Annotated in this window: 21 protein-coding genes; 12 read left to right on the top strand and 9 right to left on the bottom strand. The window is 33.6% G+C overall.

Going from position 1 to position 20,344, the window contains the following annotated elements; genetic code table 11:
- Positions 1 to 74: 74 nt before the first annotated feature.
- On the bottom strand, positions 75 to 1,250 hold the full coding sequence (locus tag JOD96_RS15515) for a thioredoxin family protein (protein ID WP_209565143.1): 1,176 nt from the start codon (positions 1,248 to 1,250) through the stop codon (positions 75 to 77).
- A 165-nt stretch (positions 1,251 to 1,415) separates the two neighbouring features.
- Here JOD96_RS15515 and menD point away from each other — a divergent pair, with 165 nt between their 5' ends.
- The 8 genes from menD to JOD96_RS15475 all read left to right on the top strand — a co-directional run bounded on the left by menD (position 1,416) and on the right by JOD96_RS15475 (position 10,467).
- A complete protein-coding gene (gene menD, locus JOD96_RS15510; RefSeq protein ID WP_209565142.1) occupies positions 1,416 to 3,077 on the top strand; it encodes a 2-succinyl-5-enolpyruvyl-6-hydroxy-3-cyclohexene-1-carboxylic-acid synthase in 1,662 nt (553 codons plus the stop codon).
- A 96-nt stretch (positions 3,078 to 3,173) separates the two neighbouring features.
- On the top strand, positions 3,174 to 3,515 hold the full coding sequence (locus JOD96_RS15505) for a DUF2853 family protein (protein WP_209565141.1): 342 nt from the start codon (positions 3,174 to 3,176) through the stop codon (positions 3,513 to 3,515).
- 135 nt (positions 3,516 to 3,650) lie between these two features.
- On the top strand, positions 3,651 to 4,508 hold the full coding sequence (locus JOD96_RS15500) for a S1 RNA-binding domain-containing protein (RefSeq protein ID WP_209565202.1): 858 nt from the start codon (positions 3,651 to 3,653) through the stop codon (positions 4,506 to 4,508).
- An 855-nt stretch (positions 4,509 to 5,363) separates the two neighbouring features.
- Positions 5,364 to 6,197 (top strand): 1,4-dihydroxy-2-naphthoyl-CoA synthase, encoded by an 834-nt coding sequence (locus JOD96_RS15495; protein ID WP_209565140.1) that lies wholly within the window; start codon positions 5,364 to 5,366, stop codon positions 6,195 to 6,197.
- A gap of 103 nt (positions 6,198 to 6,300) precedes the next feature.
- Positions 6,301 to 7,263 (top strand): 1,4-dihydroxy-2-naphthoate octaprenyltransferase, encoded by a 963-nt coding sequence (gene menA, locus JOD96_RS15490; RefSeq protein ID WP_209565139.1) that lies wholly within the window; start codon positions 6,301 to 6,303, stop codon positions 7,261 to 7,263.
- A 28-nt stretch (positions 7,264 to 7,291) separates the two neighbouring features.
- The gene (locus JOD96_RS15485; RefSeq protein WP_209565138.1) at positions 7,292 to 7,969 is read left to right on the top strand and encodes a metal-dependent hydrolase; all 678 of its coding nucleotides are present in this window, start codon (positions 7,292 to 7,294) and stop codon (positions 7,967 to 7,969) included.
- A gap of 235 nt (positions 7,970 to 8,204) precedes the next feature.
- Positions 8,205 to 9,404, top strand: a complete 1,200-nt coding sequence (locus tag JOD96_RS15480) for a tetratricopeptide repeat protein (protein WP_209565137.1) — start codon at positions 8,205 to 8,207, stop codon at positions 9,402 to 9,404.
- Between the two features lie 25 nt (positions 9,405 to 9,429).
- Positions 9,430 to 10,467, top strand: coding sequence for an o-succinylbenzoate synthase (locus JOD96_RS15475; protein WP_209565136.1), 1,038 nt, complete (start codon positions 9,430 to 9,432; stop codon positions 10,465 to 10,467).
- A gap of 29 nt (positions 10,468 to 10,496) precedes the next feature.
- On the opposite strand, the gene JOD96_RS15470 is transcribed toward JOD96_RS15475, so the two are convergent.
- Positions 10,497 to 11,042 carry a helix-hairpin-helix domain-containing protein gene (locus tag JOD96_RS15470; protein WP_209565135.1) on the bottom strand — a complete coding sequence of 182 codons (546 nt, stop codon included), beginning with the start codon at positions 11,040 to 11,042 and terminating at the stop codon, positions 10,497 to 10,499.
- Positions 11,043 to 11,275: 233 nt separating this feature from the next.
- On the opposite strand from JOD96_RS15470, the gene JOD96_RS15465 reads away from it, so the two are divergent.
- Together JOD96_RS15465 and JOD96_RS15460 are read left to right on the top strand one after the other, a co-directional pair.
- Positions 11,276 to 11,746: a CYTH domain-containing protein gene (locus JOD96_RS15465; protein WP_209565134.1), complete on the top strand. Its 471-nt coding sequence runs from the start codon at positions 11,276 to 11,278 to the stop codon at positions 11,744 to 11,746.
- 7 nt (positions 11,747 to 11,753) lie between these two features.
- A complete protein-coding gene (locus tag JOD96_RS15460) occupies positions 11,754 to 12,716 on the top strand; it encodes a YpdA family putative bacillithiol disulfide reductase (RefSeq protein WP_209565133.1) in 963 nt (320 codons plus the stop codon).
- Between the two features lie 69 nt (positions 12,717 to 12,785).
- Here the strand turns inward: JOD96_RS15460 and JOD96_RS15455 are convergent, their stop codons facing one another.
- Positions 12,786 to 14,354, bottom strand: a complete 1,569-nt coding sequence (locus JOD96_RS15455) for a protein adenylyltransferase SelO (protein WP_209565132.1) — start codon at positions 14,352 to 14,354, stop codon at positions 12,786 to 12,788.
- Positions 14,355 to 14,362: 8 nt separating this feature from the next.
- Entirely contained in the window at positions 14,363 to 14,893 is a 531-nt protein-coding gene (msrA, locus tag JOD96_RS15450) for a peptide-methionine (S)-S-oxide reductase MsrA (RefSeq protein WP_209565131.1), read from the bottom strand.
- A 178-nt stretch (positions 14,894 to 15,071) separates the two neighbouring features.
- Between msrA and JOD96_RS15445 the strand changes: the two genes are divergently transcribed.
- Positions 15,072 to 16,559, top strand: coding sequence for an aminotransferase class V-fold PLP-dependent enzyme (locus JOD96_RS15445; protein WP_209565130.1), 1,488 nt, complete (start codon positions 15,072 to 15,074; stop codon positions 16,557 to 16,559).
- Positions 16,560 to 16,787: 228 nt separating this feature from the next.
- On the opposite strand, the gene JOD96_RS15440 is transcribed toward JOD96_RS15445, so the two are convergent.
- The 5 genes from JOD96_RS15440 to JOD96_RS15420 are packed head-to-tail and all read right to left on the bottom strand — an operon-like array spanning position 16,788 to position 19,679.
- Complete coding sequence (locus tag JOD96_RS15440) at positions 16,788 to 17,261, bottom strand: nuclear transport factor 2 family protein (RefSeq protein WP_209565129.1); 474 nt, start codon at positions 17,259 to 17,261, stop codon at positions 16,788 to 16,790.
- Between the two features lie 49 nt (positions 17,262 to 17,310).
- Positions 17,311 to 17,835, bottom strand: coding sequence for a hypothetical protein (locus tag JOD96_RS15435; protein WP_209565128.1), 525 nt, complete (start codon positions 17,833 to 17,835; stop codon positions 17,311 to 17,313).
- 12 nt (positions 17,836 to 17,847) lie between these two features.
- Positions 17,848 to 18,321, bottom strand: a complete 474-nt coding sequence (locus JOD96_RS15430; RefSeq protein ID WP_209565127.1) for a hypothetical protein — start codon at positions 18,319 to 18,321, stop codon at positions 17,848 to 17,850.
- Positions 18,322 to 18,327: 6 nt separating this feature from the next.
- A complete protein-coding gene (locus JOD96_RS15425) occupies positions 18,328 to 19,005 on the bottom strand; it encodes a peptidoglycan DD-metalloendopeptidase family protein (protein ID WP_209565126.1) in 678 nt (225 codons plus the stop codon).
- Between the two features lie 8 nt (positions 19,006 to 19,013).
- Positions 19,014 to 19,679: a spermidine synthase gene (locus JOD96_RS15420; RefSeq protein WP_209565125.1), complete on the bottom strand. Its 666-nt coding sequence runs from the start codon at positions 19,677 to 19,679 to the stop codon at positions 19,014 to 19,016.
- Between the two features lie 65 nt (positions 19,680 to 19,744).
- On the opposite strand from JOD96_RS15420, the gene JOD96_RS15415 reads away from it, so the two are divergent.
- Positions 19,745 to 20,296, top strand: coding sequence for a 1-acyl-sn-glycerol-3-phosphate acyltransferase (locus JOD96_RS15415; RefSeq protein ID WP_209565124.1), 552 nt, complete (start codon positions 19,745 to 19,747; stop codon positions 20,294 to 20,296).
- The last annotated feature ends 48 nt before the right edge of the window (positions 20,297 to 20,344 follow it).

Here is a 20,344-nt window from a genome sequence, read left to right as displayed (position 1 = left end):
GTTTTTTATTTTTTAGTACAAATTCATGAATTTTTTTAAAAAATCAAATAATTCCTGAATAAGTGTTTATGATATTATTTAGTATTTAATTCAGTTAATAAAGCATCGGCATCTTTCGTATTCCAGGTCATTTGTTTTCCGATCGCTATAGCATCTTTCGTATATTTCAAAGCAGATTTTTTGTCATTTATTTTCTTGTAAAGCCTTGCGACAAGTAAATTTCCATCATAAGAATCATTTAACTCCAGGGAATGTTTTACCCATGAAATTGATTTTTTTAAGCTTTCAGTATCCTTAATATGTTTTAAATAAGTCTGACCAATATCTTTTAAAAAACTCGCATCATTCCAAACCAGTTTTTGAGTGTCTTCTATAGTTACTTTTTTATAAAACTGCCATTTTTCTGTTCTCTCAGCCAAAGTCAGATCAAATTTAAAAACCAGAGAATCTGTTTTTTGCAAACGGATAGATTTTGCAATTTCTCTTTGTTTATAGTAATTTACAGTGTCTAAATTATCAACAAGCGGCCGCAATAATTCATTGACGATGCTTTCAATTTTTCGGTCAATACGATTTTGCGAAGCCACAGCAGCAAACTCTTTCTGATGTTTTAAAACAAATTGAAATTCTCTGGAATTAATGTCGGTTACGCCATTTGCAATAGCACGCCAGTTAGTTTCACTCAATAATTGCGTATCAGATTGCGTATTTAGATAAAGATGCGTTACATGAGAAAGATCGGTTCTGTCTTTTCCTTTTTTTAAAGTGTTAAGGTAAGCAAAGAATTTTGCAGAGTTTCCGGGGTCAGACAAAAATTCTTTTTCTAAATAAGGCAATTGCATAGTAGGTTTTAATGCATAACCGGCTTCAGTCATAAAATCTGTTTTGGTCATTTCACCCTTCAAGACATACAGAAGTGTTTCTTCAGAATCCAAAAATAAAAATGTCGGCAGTGATTTAGTATTGTATTTCTCCTTAAGGGTTTTTCCTTCTTCTTTTTCTATGTTTTTAAAGATGCATACATAATTTTTTCTCAAAAAATCAATCACAGAAGGATCACTAAAAACATCTTTCTTCATTTGATTACAATGCGGGCACCAATCGGCAAAAAGCATCACAAAAAGTGGTTTGTTTTGTGCTTTGGCTGCTTCTAACCCGGTTTTATATGATACATCATCTGAAACAAATTGATTCTGTGAGTTAACATTTGAAAAGGTTAGTAAAAGAAAAAAGAAATATATAAATCGCATGCGCACTTATTTTGTACAAAAATTATGTTTTACAAATATATCCTCATTTTTCTAAAATTTGACTTAATATATCAGCTTTTATAAGTTAAATAAACTTCGAAGTTTGTAACTTTGTGAGATAGAAAATTTCGCATTTTCTTTTAAAAAAAATAATACTTCATTAGAATGATTTACCCCAAAATACCGCTTGCACAAAGCATTATAGAAATTTGTTTAGCAAAAGGAATTACCAATATCATTATTTCTCCCGGATCAAGAAACGCACCTTTGACAATTGGATTTGCACAAAATCCTAATTTTAAATGTTACAGCATTGCCGATGAGCGATGTGCAGCATTTTTTGCCTTAGGAATTGCCCAGCAGACCAAACAGCCAACCGCAATTGTCTGCACTTCCGGATCGGCTTTATTAAATTATTATCCTGCAGTTGCAGAGGCATTTTATAGTCAGATTCCACTAATTGTTATTTCTGCGGATCGCCCTCAGAACAAGATTGATATAGGCGACGGTCAAACCATTCGCCAGCAAAATGTATATGAAAACCATTCTGTTTTTAATGCCAACTTAACAGAAGACGCTTCTGTAGAAAATGATTTAAAAATCAATAAAGCAATTGAAACCGCGATCCTAAAAAAAGGCCCGGTTCACATAAATGCTCCTTTTGAAGAACCTTTGTATGAAACAGTTGAAACGCTTTCTGTAAATTCAAAAATTACAGTTTTAGAGCCTTTTTTCGAAACAAGATCTATAGAAAACAGTGAAGAATTTGTTTCGGTCTGGAATTCTTCTACACGAAAATTAATCATGGTTGGTGTCAATGAAGCCAATTCAATTGATGAAGAAATAATCGAAAAACTGGCAAACGATCCGTCAGTTGTTGTGCTTACAGAAACCACTTCAAACTTACATAATCCTAATTTTATAGGTAGTATTGATACTTTAATTACACCGTTTGAAGATGTTGATTTTAAGGATTTTCAACCTGAAATTTTAGTCACTTTTGGCGGCATGATTGTTTCTAAAAGAATTAAAGCTTTTTTGCGAAAGTATAAGCCTAAACATCACTGGCATATCGACACTTTGCGCGCATACGATACTTTTTCTGCCTTAACACAACATTTTGTAATGAAGCCAAATGATTTCTTCAAAGATTTGTTTTTAAAGACGGCAAATGTTGAAAGCGATTATTTTTTTAAAACAAAAGCTATTTACGATTTAAGAAAAATAAGAAGAAAAGAATATCTTGAGAAAATTCCGTTTTCTGATTTTAAGGTTTTTGAAAAAGTAATTGAAGCTTTGCCAAAAAACAGCCAGCTCCAGATTAGTAACAGTTCGGCAATTCGATACGCACAATTGATAGATATCGATAATTCTATTGAAGTTTTTTGCAACAGAGGTACGAGCGGAATTGATGGTAGTACATCTACGGCAATCGGAGCAGCAGTTGGAAGCGGAAAACAAAATGTTTTTATTACCGGTGACATTAGTTTTTTGTATGACAGCAATGCTTTGTGGAACTCTTATGTTCCAAAAGATTTTAAAATTATTTTGATTAATAATGGAGGAGGAGGTATTTTCAGGATTTTACCGGGACATGAAGAAAAACCGGTTTTCAATACTTATTTTGAAACTTCTCATCACCTGACAGCAGAACACCTGGCTAAAATGTATCAGTTTAACTATTTTAATGCATCCGGTGACGATTCTCTGCAAAAAAATCTTGCTTCATTATTAAATGAAAGCAATGCACCAGCGATATTAGAGGTATTTACACCTACTTTTGAAAATGATGTTATACTAAAACAATACTTTAAAGAGTTAATTTAATTTGTAAGTTAAATATTGTTAAAAATTATTGTTTTTACAACTTAATATTTTAAATTTGGTATTTCAAAAGAATACTAACCGATATATTAAAATTTTATGAGTGCAAGAGAAGAGTTAATTAAAAAGTACGCTGACGATTTAAAAGAAAAATGTGGAGTAACTCCAGACATGGATTTATTAACAAAAGTAACAATTGGATGTGGTCCATCAATCTATAATCAGGATGCGTCTACAGTTGCAGGATCACAAAAATCTGAACTGGAAACTGTAAAAAATAATTTCCTGATTAAAAAACTGGGATTAGCAGACAGCCCTGCTCTAGATGAAGCCATAGACTCAGTATTAGAGAAATACGGGAAATCGAACAAGAATAAATACAGAGTTGTTGTGTATTATCTTCTGACACTTCACTTTAAAAAAGAGAGTGTTTATAAATAAAAACAACTAAGAATGCAAACGTCCTTATTTAAGGACGTTTTTTTTGTAAAAGATTTTTTCTGCATACCATTTTCAAACTTCGTACATTTGCAGCGTAGAAACTTAGTTGTCGATCAGCTTAGAACTTTAATGAAAATGCTTAAAATAGGAAAATACAATACACTAACTATATTACGTGATACCAAAGTGGGGCTCTTTTTAGGAAATCCTGAAAAAGATCCTGAAGGAGTTCACGATGTTTTACTACCAAACAAATACGTTCCGAATGAATTTGAAATAGGCGAGGAGCTTATTGTCTTTGTTTATCTGGACCACGAACAGCGTCCGGTTGCTACTACGCTGGAGCCCTATATTTTACTGAATGAATTTGCTTTATTGAGAGTAAATTATACTAATCAGGTTGGGGCTTTTATGGATTGGGGGATGGAAAAAGATATCCTGGTTCCGTTTAAGGAGCAGGCACGCCCGATGGAAAAAGGAAAGCGTTATCTGGTTTATCTTTATATTGACGAAAAGACCAATCGTTTAGTAGCTTCAAGTAAATTGAATCAATTTTTAAGCAATGACCAACTTACGGTTGAAAAAGGAGAAGAAGTAGATTTGATAGTTTCGCATATTACAGAACTAGGAATTAATGTGATTATCAATGAACAGCACAAAGGCTTATTGTATAAAGATGAAGTCTATGATGACAGCATAAGAACAGGAGACAGAATGCGCGGTTACATTAAAAACATTCGTCCTGATAATAAAATTGATGTTGCTTTGCAAATACAAGGCTATCAGAATATTGAGCCCAATGCTGAGAAAATTCTGGATGAATTAAGAGCAAATCGTGGCTTTTTACGCTTAAACGATAATTCTCACCCCGAAGATATCAAAACGGTTCTTAAAATGAGCAAAAAGACTTTTAAGAAGGCAATTGGAGCTTTGTATAAAGAGAAATTTATTGAAATTAAAGAAGATGGAATTTATCTTATTCAGGACAACTAATTTTTTAAATTCAAACAATAAAAATTCCAAATTCCAATAGAAAGCATCTAATCTATTGGAATTTTTGTTTCAATTGAAATTTAAAAATTCGACCGTGACCACATTTAAAGTTGGAATTTGGATTTTAATTTTTGGATTTTACCTTACATATATAACAGGAAAGGCTGCTCATTACAAGCAGCCTTTCCCTTTTTATTCAGTTTTAAAAAAAATTGTAATTAAAAAAAAACAGAAATAAAATAATTCGAATTCTTACAAGAAATAACAGCTTTAAACATTTTTGAAGTTACTTCCTGCATCATTTGTATGTCTTTTAAACGATTTAGAATACTTATCTCAACCATCAAAAAATCAATTTCACGGCTACTCCATTGGTTTATAATATAACTTTTAGAAAGCAGTAATCAGCAACTTTTCCTCTTTTCGTACTCAACTATATTGCTAATAATAAACATTTCCAACATTTAACCTTAGGTGCTACTATCTCCTTCTTGTAGTTTTGACAAATGCGTAAATCATTTGCTCATTGTTTAGGGGTTTACTAATAAAAACCGTAAAAAAATGAGCGACAAAATTTTTAATTTTTCTCAAAAAAAGTCATTTTTTAGGTTAATAAATCAGTGAAAGAAAATCAATCCTTAATCAATAAAATAAATGTATCTCATTGATTTCTAGGGTATAAAATTACTCAATTTTTTTTAAATCAAATGTTAAATAGTGTTATTTTTTATCCATGATACCCAATTGATAACATTGGGAGTAATTTTAGTGAAGACTTAAACTAAATTGAGTAGGTAAAAATGTAAAAAATGATTTATTTTTACACTATAATTATTTAAAACTAAACAAATAGAAATGGATTGGATAACTGCCAGAGAATTTGAAGATATAACCTATAAAAAATGTAACGGAGTTGCAAGAATTGCTTTTAACAGACCCAATGTCAGAAACGCTTTTCGTCCTAAAACAACTTCAGAACTGTACCAGGCTTTTTATGACGCACAGGAAGACACTTCGATAGGAGTAGTTTTGCTTTCTGCAGAAGGCCCATCAACAAAAGATGGAGTATATTCTTTTTGCAGCGGAGGTGATCAGAATGCGCGTGGGCATCAGGGTTATGTTGGAGAAGATGGTCAGCACCGGTTAAATATTCTTGAGGTTCAGCGTTTAATTCGTTTTATGCCAAAAGTGGTAATTGCAGTTGTTCCCGGTTGGGCTGTAGGCGGCGGACATAGTCTGCACGTTGTTTGTGACATGACGCTGGCAAGTAAAGAGCACGCCATATTTAAACAGACAGATGCAGATGTTACCAGTTTTGATGGTGGTTACGGATCAGCTTATCTTGCCAAAATGGTAGGGCAGAAAAAAGCTCGCGAAATTTTCTTTTTAGGAAGAAATTATTCAGCTCAGGAAGCAATGGATATGGGAATGGTAAATGCAGTAATTCCGCATGACGAACTTGAAACTACTGCATACGAATGGGCTCAGGAAATCCTGCAAAAATCACCAACTTCTATAAAAATGCTAAAATTTGCGATGAACCTTACAGATGACGGAATGGTTGGTCAGCAGGTGTTTGCCGGAGAAGCAACACGTCTGGCTTATATGACAGAAGAAGCCAAAGAAGGAAGAAACGCATTCTTAGAAAAGAGAAAACCAAATTTCGGAGAAAATAAATGGCTTCCATAAAAGCAAAAAAGTATCAAGTTTCGGGTTTTAAGGTTGTCTAGCCAGAATCAAAAACTTGAAACGTGAAACCTGAAACAAAAAATTAAACAAAATAAAATTATAAATGAAACATTGGATTGAAGCCGCCAGACTGCGCACATTGCCTTTATCAGTTTCCGGAATTATTGTGGGTAGTATCTATGCACTATCAAACCCAACAGAAGCCATCAATACACCAACAGAAGTTTTTAGCTGGAAAATTTTTGGTTTTGCACTTTTAACAACACTAGGTCTGCAGGTTTTATCAAACTTTGCAAATGACTACGGAGATGGCGTAAAAGGCACTGATAATGAAGACAGAGTTGGTCCAAAAAGAGCAATTCAGAGTGGTGTAATTACACCACAGGCCATGAAAAAAGCAATCATCATTACTTCATTGTTGACACTATTATCAGCTGTAACCTTAATTTATTTTGCTTTTGGGCAATCAAATTTCGGATATTCTATCTTTTTTCTTTTATTAGGAATTGCAGCAATAGCTTCGGCAATTCGTTATACAGTAGGAAATTCGGCCTATGGCTATAGAGGATACGGAGATATATTTGTGTTCGTATTCTTCGGACTGGTAAGTACTTTGGGTGTTAACTTTTTATATTCAAAAGAAGTTGATCCGGTTTTAATTTTACCTGCAGTTGCAATTGGTTTGTTAAGTGTTGCCGTTTTAAACCTGAACAATATGCGAGATGAAGAATCAGACAAAAAATCAGGCAAAAATACAATTGTGGTACAAATTGGCGGCAAAAAAGCTAAAATATACCATTTTGCCTTAATCATTACTGCAATGGTTCTTGTTGTTGTATTTGCTATTTTAAGCGATTACCGTTTTGATCAGTATTTATTTTTATTGGCCTATATCCCTTTAACCAAACATTTAATTACTGTTTCTAAAAATAAGGAACCTAAATTATTAGATCCTGAATTAAAAAAAGTGGCTTTGAGTACATTTCTACTTTCATTGCTGTTAACAATCTGTATGATATCATTGATATCAGATATTATTGTAAATCTCTTCTTAGGCGGAAGATAACATAAGTTCAACTATAAAATCTTTCAAAATGAAAATTACTTTTTACGGACACGCATCTTTAGGGATAGAAGTTGGAGGGAAACATATTATTGTAGATCCTTTTATAACCGGAAATCCACAAGCTTCGGCAATCGACATACATACTTTAAAAGCAGATTATATTTTACTTACGCATGCACATGGCGACCACGTTTTAGATGTAGAAGCTATTGCTGCAAGAACAAATGCAGTTATTGTTTCTAATGCCGAAATAACAAGCCATTACGCAAAATTGGGTTTCAATGCGCACCCAATGAATCATGGCGGTACCTGGAAATTTGATTTTGGAACAGTAAAATATGTAAATGCAATTCATTCCAGTTCTTTCCCAGACGGAAGTTATGGAGGAAATCCGGGAGGTTTCGTAATCGAAGGAGAACATAAAAATATTTATATTGCCGGAGACACAGCACTCACATACGACATGAAACTTATTCCGTTGAGAACAAAACTGGATTTAGCAATCCTGCCAATCGGAAGTAATTTTACAATGGATGTAGAAGATGCTATCATCGCATCAGATTTTGTAGAATGTGATAAAATTCTTGGCTATCATTATGATACTTTCGGATATATCGAGATTAACCACGAAGAATCTATTCGTAAATTTTTTGATAAAGGAAAAGATTTAATGCTTCTTGGAATTGGAGAATCAATAGAATTATAATTTTTTTCAGGAGCTGTTTCCTGCTGTCCGCTATATCTTTTGGGGTGAACCCCACCCCAAAAGGATACCGCTTCCATCAGGGCTAGTCATATCAGCCAACAATAAATCAACCAATTGATATATGGAATGATGATTCATTATATATTTGTTAAAGATTTTTATAATGGAATTCAAAAGCCGAGGCTGAAAAGCGAATTGAAAATATGATTAATACTACTGCTAAAAATTAATGAATATGACTTTCAAAAAAATATTTTTATTCCTATCAGTTATTTCTTTTTATGGCACTTATGCACAAAAAGACGGTTATTGGGACAAAGAACGTGCTACTACAAAAGAATTTTTGGTTTCTGCAGGAGACCGCGTTGCCATAAACACAGAGGATTTACCTGTCGGAACCACAGAAATTGTTTATCGAATAACACTTTTAGATAAAAATCAGGAAATGACAAGTAGCCTGGTTTCTGTACTAAAAGCCATTCCGGATCCTTACGGAATTGGTCAGGGATCTGCAGGAGCTGTTTTTTTGATGTCAAAGATTTCCGGAGATGACAAGTGCACGTATTCTATTTTTACTACAAATGAAGATGCAAAAAAATATGTTGCAGAAGGAAAAACAGATGTCGCTTGTTTTGTTCAGTCTGAGCCTGTAAGCAAAGATGCCAAAAGATTGTCACTGGATAAATCCTCATGCCTAAAACAAAATACGACAACAATCTGGTTTGGTTTTGAAAGCAAAAACTGGATTTTGAGCCAAAAAATAGTTTTAGAAGTTGTGCCGTGGGTCGATTCGAAACTAAACAGAGGCTGGAATCAGGATAATAAAAATGAAATTATAAGTTTGTGCAAGACATCAACGATGGCTCAAAAAATGGCCAATTCGGATGATTTTTGTGTTTGCATCTTAAACAAGATAATAAAACAATATCGTTATTCTGAATTTCAGAAATTATTGCCAATCGAAAAAAATAAAGTTTATAAGGATTTTGGGAACGCCTGTTATAATGATGCCGATATTTCTAAAAATGTTTATAATGATCTTCGTGCCCAGATAGCATCATTGATGAAACAACAAAAATATAACGAAGCGATTCCAAAATTAAATACCATCATTAATGACGGAAAAGCTACCGCACTGGATTACAGTTCAATTGGATACTGCTACATTTTGACCAAACAATATGCAAAAGCAATAAAAGCGCTTACCGAAGGACAAAAGCTTGATGATACAGAACTATTGGTAAAACTAAACCTGGCACACGTATATCTTTTGAACGACGATTACAGTACCGCAAAATCAATTTATAAGAAATACCAAAATCAAAATGTTACGGACAGCCTTAGCTGGACAGAAAAAACAAAACTAGATTTTGCAGTTTTTCAAAAAGCCGGAATACAATCTAAAGATTATGAAAAAGTGCTAAAACTTTTCTAGAAATCTTTCTAATTTATAATCAAAAATGCTCGCGAATTACCACAAATACATGCTCGAATTTAAGCGCCCGTCAGGAACGTCGAGAGGTGTTATGACCGAAAAAGAAACATGGTTTATTGTTTTAGAAGAAAACGGTAAAAAGGGCATAGGCGAGTGTGGTATTTTGAGAGGATTAAGTGCTGATGATCGTCCTGATTATGAAGAAAAATTAAAATGGGTTTGCGAAAATATCCATTTGGGAGCCCAAAAACTTTGGGAAGCTTTGCCTGAATTTCCCTCTATTCAATTCGGTATCGAAATGGCTTTTTTATCCTTAAAAAGCGAAAATCCTTATCTGCTGTTTCCTTCTGATTTTACCAATAATTCTAAATCAATTACAATTAACGGTTTGGTCTGGATGGGTGAAGCTTCTTTTATGAAAGAGCAAATAGAAGAAAAACTAGCACACGGATTTAATTGCATAAAACTAAAAATCGGCGCCATTGATTTTCAGAAAGAACTTGAATTGCTCCAATCCATTCGAAGCCACTTTTCTGCTGAGCAGATAGAAATCAGAGTAGATGCAAATGGCGCATTTGGTTTAGATGAAGCTTTAGATAAGCTTAATCAACTTAATCAATTTCAACTTCATAGCATCGAACAACCTATTAAAAAAGGTTATATAAAAGAGATGTCAGATTTGTGTAAAGTGACACCTTTTCCTATTGCTTTGGATGAAGAATTGATAGGTATTTTTTCTGCAGATGAAAAAGAAAAACTACTGCAAAAAATCAAGCCACAATATATTATTCTCAAACCAAGTTTTATAGGAGGTTTTAGAGGAACTCACGAATGGATAACTCTTGCAAATCAATATAATATTGGCTGGTGGATTACATCTGCACTAGAAAGCAATATTGGACTAAACGCAATTGCACAATGGACTTTTTTACAAAACGCTAAAATTCCGCAGGGATTAGGAACAGGGGCACTCTATACTAACAATTTTGATTGCCCGCTGGAAGTTTTGGATGGACAATTATGGTACAATAAATCGAAGAAATGGGAATCGTCTTTCCTTTAAAAAAAATAAAATAACTTTTAGCTTTATAATTATTCTTTTCCTCCTCTTAAATTTTCCTGCCAATCATTTAATTCCTGCCATTTACCTTCATAAGCATACAAAGCTTGTTTTGACCACGTAGTCGGGTTATGGATCCCATAATTTTCACCTCCGGTATCCAGGATTTCTTGTAGTTTCTCTATTGATGCTTCTGATAGATCACGCCAGGTTTTGATTTCAGCATCATTTAATAATTTCTCTATTTTTGGTCCTATTCCTTCAATAATTTTAAAGTCATTTTCTGTTACTTCCTTGCTTAAACTTTGAGACGCTAAAGAACTATCAAATGACAAAATAGGTTCGGCGGCAACAGGCGGCTCTATTGTATTACTTATTTCTTTATACGTTAATTCACCTTCCAAAGCCATAACTCTGGTCGTAAGATTTTTTACGTGTGCCTTGCTGGCATCCAATTCAGCTTGTAATGATGATGTTAATGAATCATCATTTTTTGAATTCATTCTTCCTAGTATGTAACCTAAAATTCCACAGATTAAGCCAACTAGTGCGGGTACTAAAAAATATGGCAGATTCATCGTTGTATAATTTTGATTAATATTTCACTAAAAGTTGTGAGTTCTGAATTGAATAGTAAATTTTGGAGATATCAAATGTAGTAAAAAACAAACATGTAATTGGTTAACAATCAGTTAACTTAATAAATTCAAACGTTAAAACATATTAGATTTATAAAGAAAGTTTAGAAAATGTCAAATACAGCGACTCAATAAAAATGAGTAACTTGCATAAAATAAATTTACATATCAAAATGGTTGAAATTGAAAGAAAGTTTCTTGTAAAATCAGAGGATTTTAAAGAACAGGCTTTTACTCAAAATAAAATAGCACAGGGATATCTTAGCTCTATTCCTGAAAGAACTGTACGCGTTAGAATTAAAGGCCAGAAAGGATTTATTACTATTAAGGGAATTGGGCAGCATGGCGGAATGACCCGTTTTGAATGGGAAAATGAAATTCCGGTTGATGAAGCCGAGGAATTGCTTAAGTTATGCGAAAAAGGAAAAATTGAAAAGACGCGTTTTGAAGTAAGATCAGGAAATCATGTTTTTGAAATTGATGAATTTTATGGTGATAACGAAGGCTTAATCATGGCTGAAATTGAACTGAAATCTGAAACGGAGTCTTTTGAAAAACCGGAATGGCTTGGAGAAGAGGTTACCAATGATGAACGTTATTACAATTCCTATTTAAGTAAAAATCCCTTTAAAGACTGGAAATAAAACCGTTATGACAGAATATGATTTAATTATTGTCGGAGGCGGTCCAATTGGTCTGGCCTGCGCCATAGAAGCCCAAAAGAAAAATCTACGTTATCTCATTATAGAAAAAGGAGCAATTGTAAACAGCATTTTCAATTATCCATTGTATATGACTTTTTTCTCTACGGCAGAAAGACTTGAGATTGGTGATATTCCGTTTAACTGTCTGGCTCCTAAGCCCGGACGTCAGGAAGCTTTAGAATATTATCGAAATATTCATCGCTATTTTAATTTCAATATTAATTTATTTGAAAAAGTTTCTGAAGTTAAAAAACAGGAAGATAAATCTTTTAAAATTGTAACAGATAAAAATATATACAGCTGTAAAAATGTAATTATTGCAACCGGATTTTATGATATTCCGATTAACATGAATATAAAAGGTGAGGAGCTGCCAAAAGTTCGTCATTATTATAAAGAAGCGCATGAATATGCTTTTAGAAACGTTTTGGTTGTAGGAGCAAATAATTCTTCTGTTGATGCCGCACTGGAATGCTGGAGAAAAGGAGCAAACGTCACTATGGTAATTCGTAAAAACGAAATCAATAATCGTGTAAAATATTGGGTAAAACCGGATATTGAAAACAGAATTGCCGAAGGAAGTATTAAGGCCTATTTTGAATCAAATCTTACTGAAGTAAGAGAGAGCGAAGTCGAAATTAACACTCCAGACGGAAAAATTACCATAAAAAATGATTTTGTTTTAGCCCTAACCGGCTATAAGCCAGACTTAAGGTTTCTTGAAAATATGGGGATTGAACTTTCTAATGATGAATTAAAAATCCCAACGTATAATCCTGAAACAATGGAAACGAATGTGAAAGGTTTGTTTCTAGCCGGCGTCGTTTGTGGCGGAATGCAGACGCATAAATGGTTTATTGAAAATTCAAGAATTCATGCCAATATGATTGTTGATTGCATTACTAAATAAAGGTTTGCCACGAATTTCACGAATTATTTAGTTTTAAAATATTCGTGAAATTCGTGGCAAAAAAAAACTTTAAGAACTACAAGAAAGCATAGAACAACCCACTTTAGATCTCGCCCAATCGGGTCTTTTTGCAAACCATTTTTCCATATCAGGCTGTTCATCGTATGGATTTTGAAGCAGTAAATACAATTCGCTAACCAGAGAAAAATCACCCTTATCTGCAGCATCAATACTTAATTGCGCCATATAGTTTCGCAAAACATATTTTGGATTTATTTTGTTCATTTTTGCCTGACGATCCTCATCAGAAAGTTCTTCTGTATTTAATCGTTGCAGGTATAAAGTAAACCAGGTTTTCCAATTTTCGAGCACATTATTTGCAATTTCATCTGGAATGTAAAATGCATCTTTAATCTTTTCTAAAGCTATTTCAGCAGAATCTTCTTTTTTTATTTTGCCTAAATTCCTAAAAAATATTGTCATATCGGTTTCCGATAACTGAAGGTTTTCCTCTAAATCAACAATAAGTTCACTGTCAGTTTCAATAGAAGTAAAGATTCCTAATTTACTTAAAAACATAACTTTATAATCTTCACTAAAATCATTCATGAAAGACTCCAAAATATTTTCAAGAGGTTTTGCCTCATTAATTAAAGGATAGAGTGCATTTGCTAATTGATATAAATTCCATTGAGCAACTTGTGGCTGGTTTCCGAAACGATATCTTCTGTGTTGGCTGTCTGTTGTATTGGGTGTCCAATTTGGGTCATAATTTTCTAACCATCCATATGGGCCGTAGTCAATCGTGATTCCGTGAATTGACATGTTATCGGTATTCATAACTCCGTGTACAAATCCAACCCTTTGCCAATGTAAAATCATTTCACGCGTTGTATCTGCTACCTTTTTAAAGAACTGTATATATTGTTCTTTTGGCTCACCTTTAATTTCAGGAAAATAATTCCTGATTGTAAATTCTGTAAATTGCTTTAAATTTTTTAATTCATTTCTGGCAGTTAGCATTTCGAAACTTCCAAATCGAATAAAGGATGGAGCAACACGGCAAACAATAGCACCTTTCTCATATGCAGGATTTCCATTATATAGAATATCACGCAAAACTTCATCACCAGACTGAATCAAAGAAAGTGATCGGGTAGTGGGAACGCCCAGATAATGCATGGCCTCGGCACACAAATATTCTCTTATTGAAGAGCGTAAAACGGCCAAACCATCTGCTGTTCTGGAATATGGAGTTTTTCCTGCGCCTTTTAACTGAAGCATAAAAAACTTATTTTCATGCTCCACTTCGGTTAAGTTTATAGCACGCCCATCTCCCAATTGCCCGGCCCAGTTTCCAAATTGATGCCCGGCGTAACACATTGCAAAGGGGCGGGTTTCCGGAAGAATTTCTTTTCCGGAAAAAACATTTAGAAACGATTCTGACTGAATTTCGTCTTTATCAATCCCAACTAATTCTGCCACAGATTCTGATGCATGAATTAATACCGGATTTGAAGGTTTAACAGGATTTACGTATGAAAAAAGCGCATTCGAAACCTGACGAATTTCATTGGTTTCGTTAACATCTGCAGGCAATTCTGCAGTAAATCGTTTATTTATTTTTAAATTTTTCATTATATTATTTATGCCAGTTTATCAGCATACATTTTTTTTAGTTTCTGAATTTTTGGATCAATTACCACCTGGCAATAACCCGCTTCCTTGTTTTGATTGTAATAGTTTTGATGATAATCTTCTGCGTCGTAAAATTTTTCAAAAGGTTTTAATTGTGTCACAATTGGATCAGCGTAAATGGGCTGAACTTCTTCAAAAACCTGTTCTGCAATTTCTTTTTGAGAATTATCATGATAGAGAATAACCGAACGATATTGTGTTCCATTATCACCGCCCTGACGATTTAATGTTGTCGGATCATGACTTGTCATAAAAATGGTAATCAGGTCATGGTATGAAATTATGTCAGGATCAAATGTTACCTGAACAACTTCTGCATGGCCGGTTCTTCCGGTGCAGACTTCGCGGTAAGGTGGATTTTTAATAAACCCGTCTGAAAATCCGGATTTTATTGTTCCAATTCCTTTTAAACGTTGAATGACGGCTTCTACACACCAGAAACATCCGCCACCAAAAGTTGCAACTGATAAATTTCCCATAAATGTTTGTTTAAATTTTAATTGCCTATTAATCCGATAGAATATTGTGATAAATTTTTATAAAAATTGCTGTTTACTTAAAGATACCAAAAGGTTATCTAATGTTTGAAGTTTATAATTGATAAATTCTCAATTTTATAAAAAAGCAATATATTTGCATCAAATACAAGGCACACTAATGAACAGCAAAAATAGTACCATCAGTCTGGAAACATATTTTCAGGAATTCAGACAGCATATTGTCGGTGTAAATCAAGAATTTATGTCTCCGTATGGCAAAAAACAGATCATTTATACAGACTGGACTGCCAGTGGGAGATTGTATCGTCCTATAGAAGAGAAACTTCTGAACGAATTTGGGCCTTTTGTTGCCAATACCCATACTGAAACTACTGTGTCAGGTACTGCCATGACAAAAGCATACCATCATGCACGAAACATAATTAAGCGTCATACAAATGCGAGTCAGGACGATGTTTTGATTACCGATGGAACGGGAATGACAGGTGTTGTCAATAAATTTCAACGTATTTTAGGTTTGAAAATTCCTGAGAACCTAAAGGATTGCACAATTGTTCCTGCAGAAAAGAGACCAATAGTTTTTATTTCTCACATGGAACATCATTCTAATCAGACATCATGGTTAGAGACTATTGCAGATGTAGAAATTATTCCTTCTTGCGAAAAAGGGCTTTTTTGCCTGGGTAATCTGGAGGAATTATTGAAGAAATATAATGACAGAACAATAAAAATTGCTTCAATTACTTCGTGTTCAAATGTTACCGGTTTAAAAACTCCTTTTCATGAGGCAGCAAAACTGATGCATCAATATAATGGTGTTTGTTTTGTTGATTTTGCCTGTTCGGGACCTTATGTAGAAATTGATATGCATCCCGAAGATCCGGAATCTTATCTGGATGCTATTTTCTTTTCGCCTCATAAATTTTTAGGCGGGCCGGGAACTTCGGGTGTTTTGATTTTTAATAAAAAATTATACAATAATATGATTCCCGATTGTCCTGGCGGCGGTACTGTCAGCTGGACAAATCCATGGGGAGAACATAAATATATAGATAATATTGAAGATCGTGAAGATGGGGGAACTCCGGGATTTCTTCAGGTTATAAAAACGGCTTTGGCAATTGAGCTCAAAGAAGAAATGGGAATTGAAAACATTTTGCAGCGTGAACATGAAATCGTTGATTATGTTTTTAATAAATTGGATGCTGTTGCCAATATTAAAATTTTGGCGGGACAGCATAAAAACCGTCTGGGTGTTATCTCTTTTTTTATTGAAGACCTTCATTTTAATTTAGGTGTAAAAATACTGAATGACCGTTTTGGAATTCAAACCAGGGGAGGATGCAGCTGTGCCGGAACGTATGGACATTTTTTGCTGCACGTAGATCAGGAAACTTCAAATAAACTGGTAAACGAAATTACAATTGGCGATTTGATAAAAAAACCTGGATGGATCAGAATGTCTATTCATCCTACTACTACAGACGAAGAGATTGCTTTTGTCTGCAATAGCATTAAGGAACTGGCAGAGAAACATCAAGACTGGGCTTTGGATTATTCGTATAATAAAACAACAAATGAGTTTATTCACAAAAATGCCAATTCATTTGAAGATGAATTAGTTGCCGGTTGGTTTAAATCGTAAGCATTAAAATATATATAACAAACCCGACAGTTTTCTAGATTCTGTTGGGTTTTTTGTTTCTTAAGAATTTTATATTTCTAATCTAGCCCGATTAGTAGCGATATCCTTTTTCTTTTTTCTTTAAAAAGGAAAAGATATAGCGTCCCGAAGCTTCGGGAGCGGACAAAAGGTCTTTTAGGTTTTAGATTTTTGCTCCTGAAAATTGTCTGTATATTTGAAGGATTTATTTTAACTATTTGATTTCTCAAATTTTTTAAGAGACAGCAAAGCCTGCTTTTGTATTTTGCCCTGAAAAAATCCGGTCCAGCCCAATAAGTATCCGGTTAAACCGAAAGCTTGTTTTGACCATTTCCAAACATCAAAATTATCAGTGTGTTTAATGATTAATCCGTCCTGAAAAACGAATTCGGCAGCAATTTTATTGATAACTTTTCTGTTGGTTTTGCTAAAATTGTAAGTCGCCTGCCAGTTTGCAGAACCGGTAAATTCGTCTGCCCTTACATTAGAAAATTCAATTTTGAGGTTGCCTTTGCTTCTGGAAAGCAGCATTTCCCACATTTTAGAAACCTGTTCTTCTTTTAATAATCCGAAGGCGGGATCAATAAAGTGAACTTTTGGGTGATAGCATTCGCTCATCGTCTTGTAATCAGCGTTTCCAAAAGCGGTATAGAACTTGGTAATTAAATTTTCGTTTGAATTCATTTTTGTGAAATTAGAACATAAATATAAGATTTATTTCAAACAAAAATCTTTATAAAGTACTAATTTCTTTGGCAGTATCGTATGATTTTTTTGAAGTATCGTAAGCAGTAGAAAAATACTCCATTTTGTTTACTGTAGTAAAATAACCTGTTTGGTTGCCAAATGTGTTTGATCCTCCGGCAATTATAAATCTTATGGATTTAATATCGGTCTTTTTGAGTTTAAGCATTTCTGCGGGAGTAAAGTAATAATAGGAGGTTGTTTTACCATCTGCAGATTCTTTTACATTTTTATCTACACATGGTATAACATCTCCATTTGCCAGATCTACATAAACACCGCCAGAAATTCTGGCTTTGTCATTGGCGGCTGCAATTGATAATTTTAAAATTCCTCCTTTTTCTGTTTTTGCAATCTGAACTTTTGTTTCTCCTGTGTAAGCATATTTTTCGCAGATAAAAGTATATTCCTGTGTTGCCGGAAAAGGCTTGGAACCATTTACAATCATCGTTTGCTGTGCTGTTGCTATAGTTGAAATAAAGAGCAAAACAAAAAGAGGCAATTTTATATTCATAGTATATCTTTTTTAATCTTTTAATTTCGATTCAAAACTTTCTTCCCAATCCATTGATTTTATGGCAGAAACCAAGTTTTCTTCATTTACAAAAACACGAAGTTCTTTATTGGCTACTTTTTTTGTGTATAATGCATGGTAACGATAAATCACTTCTTGTTTGGTTTTATAAACCCCGTCTAGTTTCAAATCAATAAAATTTCCGTAATACTGCCTGAATCTGGTACATGTTTTTGTCAGACGTTCTTCTGTCGTATTTTCCATTACAGATTTGGTAACTTCGGTTTCATCAAAAGGTTTGAACTTAGATGTGTTGCAGGTTTCTAAAACCCTTTTTCCTAAATCGTAAGCTTTTTTCTGCTGATTTGCATTTATATCCGAAGCTTCGAGTTTTGTAATTTTGAGATCTTCGGTATCTCTACTGACGGTTTTTGATTTACATCCTGCTAACAAGGACAAACATATAATCAATATTGCTTTCTTCATAACTATTTATGTTATTTTTAATAATAAGTTAGGGTCGGGGCAATTTTCTATATAAAAATTTAAGTCATTTATGTTGCAAACTCCGGGATAATCACCAAGATAATTTTCAATATTATTTATGATCTGAAAATGTAAATGCGGCGCATAATCGCCATTTATTTCAGAATTTCCCAATGTTGCTAAACTTTCACCTTTTTTAAAAACAGCCCCAACGGTTAAGTTTTCTATACTTTCTAACGACAAATGTCCGTATAAAGTATAAAATTTTTCATTTTCAATTTCATGTTCCAAAATAATTGTCGGTCCGTAATCTCCCAAACCAAGATTATTTTTAAAGCTGTGAATTTTTCCGTCAAGCGGAGCCAGGACTTTTGTTCCCGCTTTTCCCCACAAATCCAAACCAATATGAATATTGCGCTCGGGATTGGATCCGTCTTTAAAAATTGTACTTCTCTTATATAAGTTACGCCCTTCTATATAACCTCCAAAAGCAATTTCGGCATTATTTTTTTCTAAATATTTTGAAATAAAACCTTCAAATTCAGTAGCATTTGCGGGTATGCTTTTGGCCAGATCCTGGTTTGTAACCGATAAATCTAAAGGAACATATTTTGAAAAATCAATATTAGTATCAATAACTTTTGTAGGCGGTAAGGCTTTTAAAATGGAGACAAGGGTTTTCATATAGTAAATTAAACTACTTTTTCGATGATTATTAATTCGTTGTGATCTTCTATTCGGGGCAGCATTTTTGAGGAAAACAATTTAGGGTTTATTTCTGAAATATACTTCCTGTTTCTTACATTATGTGCTTCATCTAAAATCATTGTATTAAAAAGTACAAAGCCCTTTTCTTTTAAGAGTGAACAAACGCGCTCACTGAAAAACTTTTCGAATAAAAAATTAGGCATTTTTATGTCCTCAAAAATATCTACAATAATCAAATCATATTTGTCTTTTGTTTTCAGAACAAATTCAAAAGCATCATCTATAATAATCTCAAGTGGCTTGATTTGGTCAAGGTTAAAATATTGATTTGCAATCTGGATAATATCAGGATCAATTTCAACACCCGTAATCTTACCTTTATATTCAATTTCGTCAACCAGAGTTTTTATCACGCTTCCGCCTGCAACACCCAACAATAAAATGTGTTGCATTTCAAGAATCTTATCATAGCCAATATTTCGAAGTCCATACCTTAATATTCGCTGCAGGCTTCCATAAGAGTAATTAGTATTTTCAGAATCCAGAACCAATTCACCATTTGCCCATGTCACTTCAATCATTTTGCTTCTTGCAGATTTTTTTTTGAATATTTTTATTGGAATCAGATAGCTGAATATTTTTTGAATCATTTTGTACGCGTTTTACTCAAAAATACCATTTTAAATCTTTTATTTTGCCTGAAATATAAATTTTAATGAAGAAGAAACTATATAAGTTTATCTTTTTTAAGCTAATGGGCTGGAAGATAGTGGGTATTGAAAATGCAGAGATAAAAAAATGTATATTAATGGTAATGCCGCATACCAGTAATCATGATTTTTATATTGGTCTGTTTACAAGAGGTATTTCAGGATTGCAAATGAACTGGGTTGGGAAAAAGGAATTATTTAAATTTCCATTTGGTTATTATTTTAAAAATGTAGGAGGCGAACCAATTGATCGTTCAGGCGGTCTAAATAAAGTAGATTCCATAGCAGCAATTTTTGACAGAAAAGAAGTTTTTCGCCTGGCAGTTGCTCCAGAGGGAACCAGAAAAGGTGTTTCTGAAATAAAAAGCGGTTTTTATTATATTGCGCTTAAAGCGAATGTGCCGATTGTACCTGTAACTTTTGACTGGGGCAAAAAAGAAGTAAATTTTGGAAAACCATTTTACCCAACAGGAGATTATGAAAATGATTTGGAAATTTTAAAAGAGCACTATAAAGGTGTTTTAGGAAAAATTCCTGAAAACGGTGTCAAATTGTAAATTTGGAACAACTTTTCAACCGCCTGAGAATCGCGTAAATCAAAATTT

The sequence above is a fragment of the Flavobacterium sp. 1355 genome, assembly GCF_017833415.1.
GTDB lineage: Bacteria > Bacteroidota > Bacteroidia > Flavobacteriales > Flavobacteriaceae > Flavobacterium.
The sequence above is the reverse complement of the archived record's forward strand: the minus strand, read 5'-3'. Positions and strand labels throughout refer to the sequence as shown.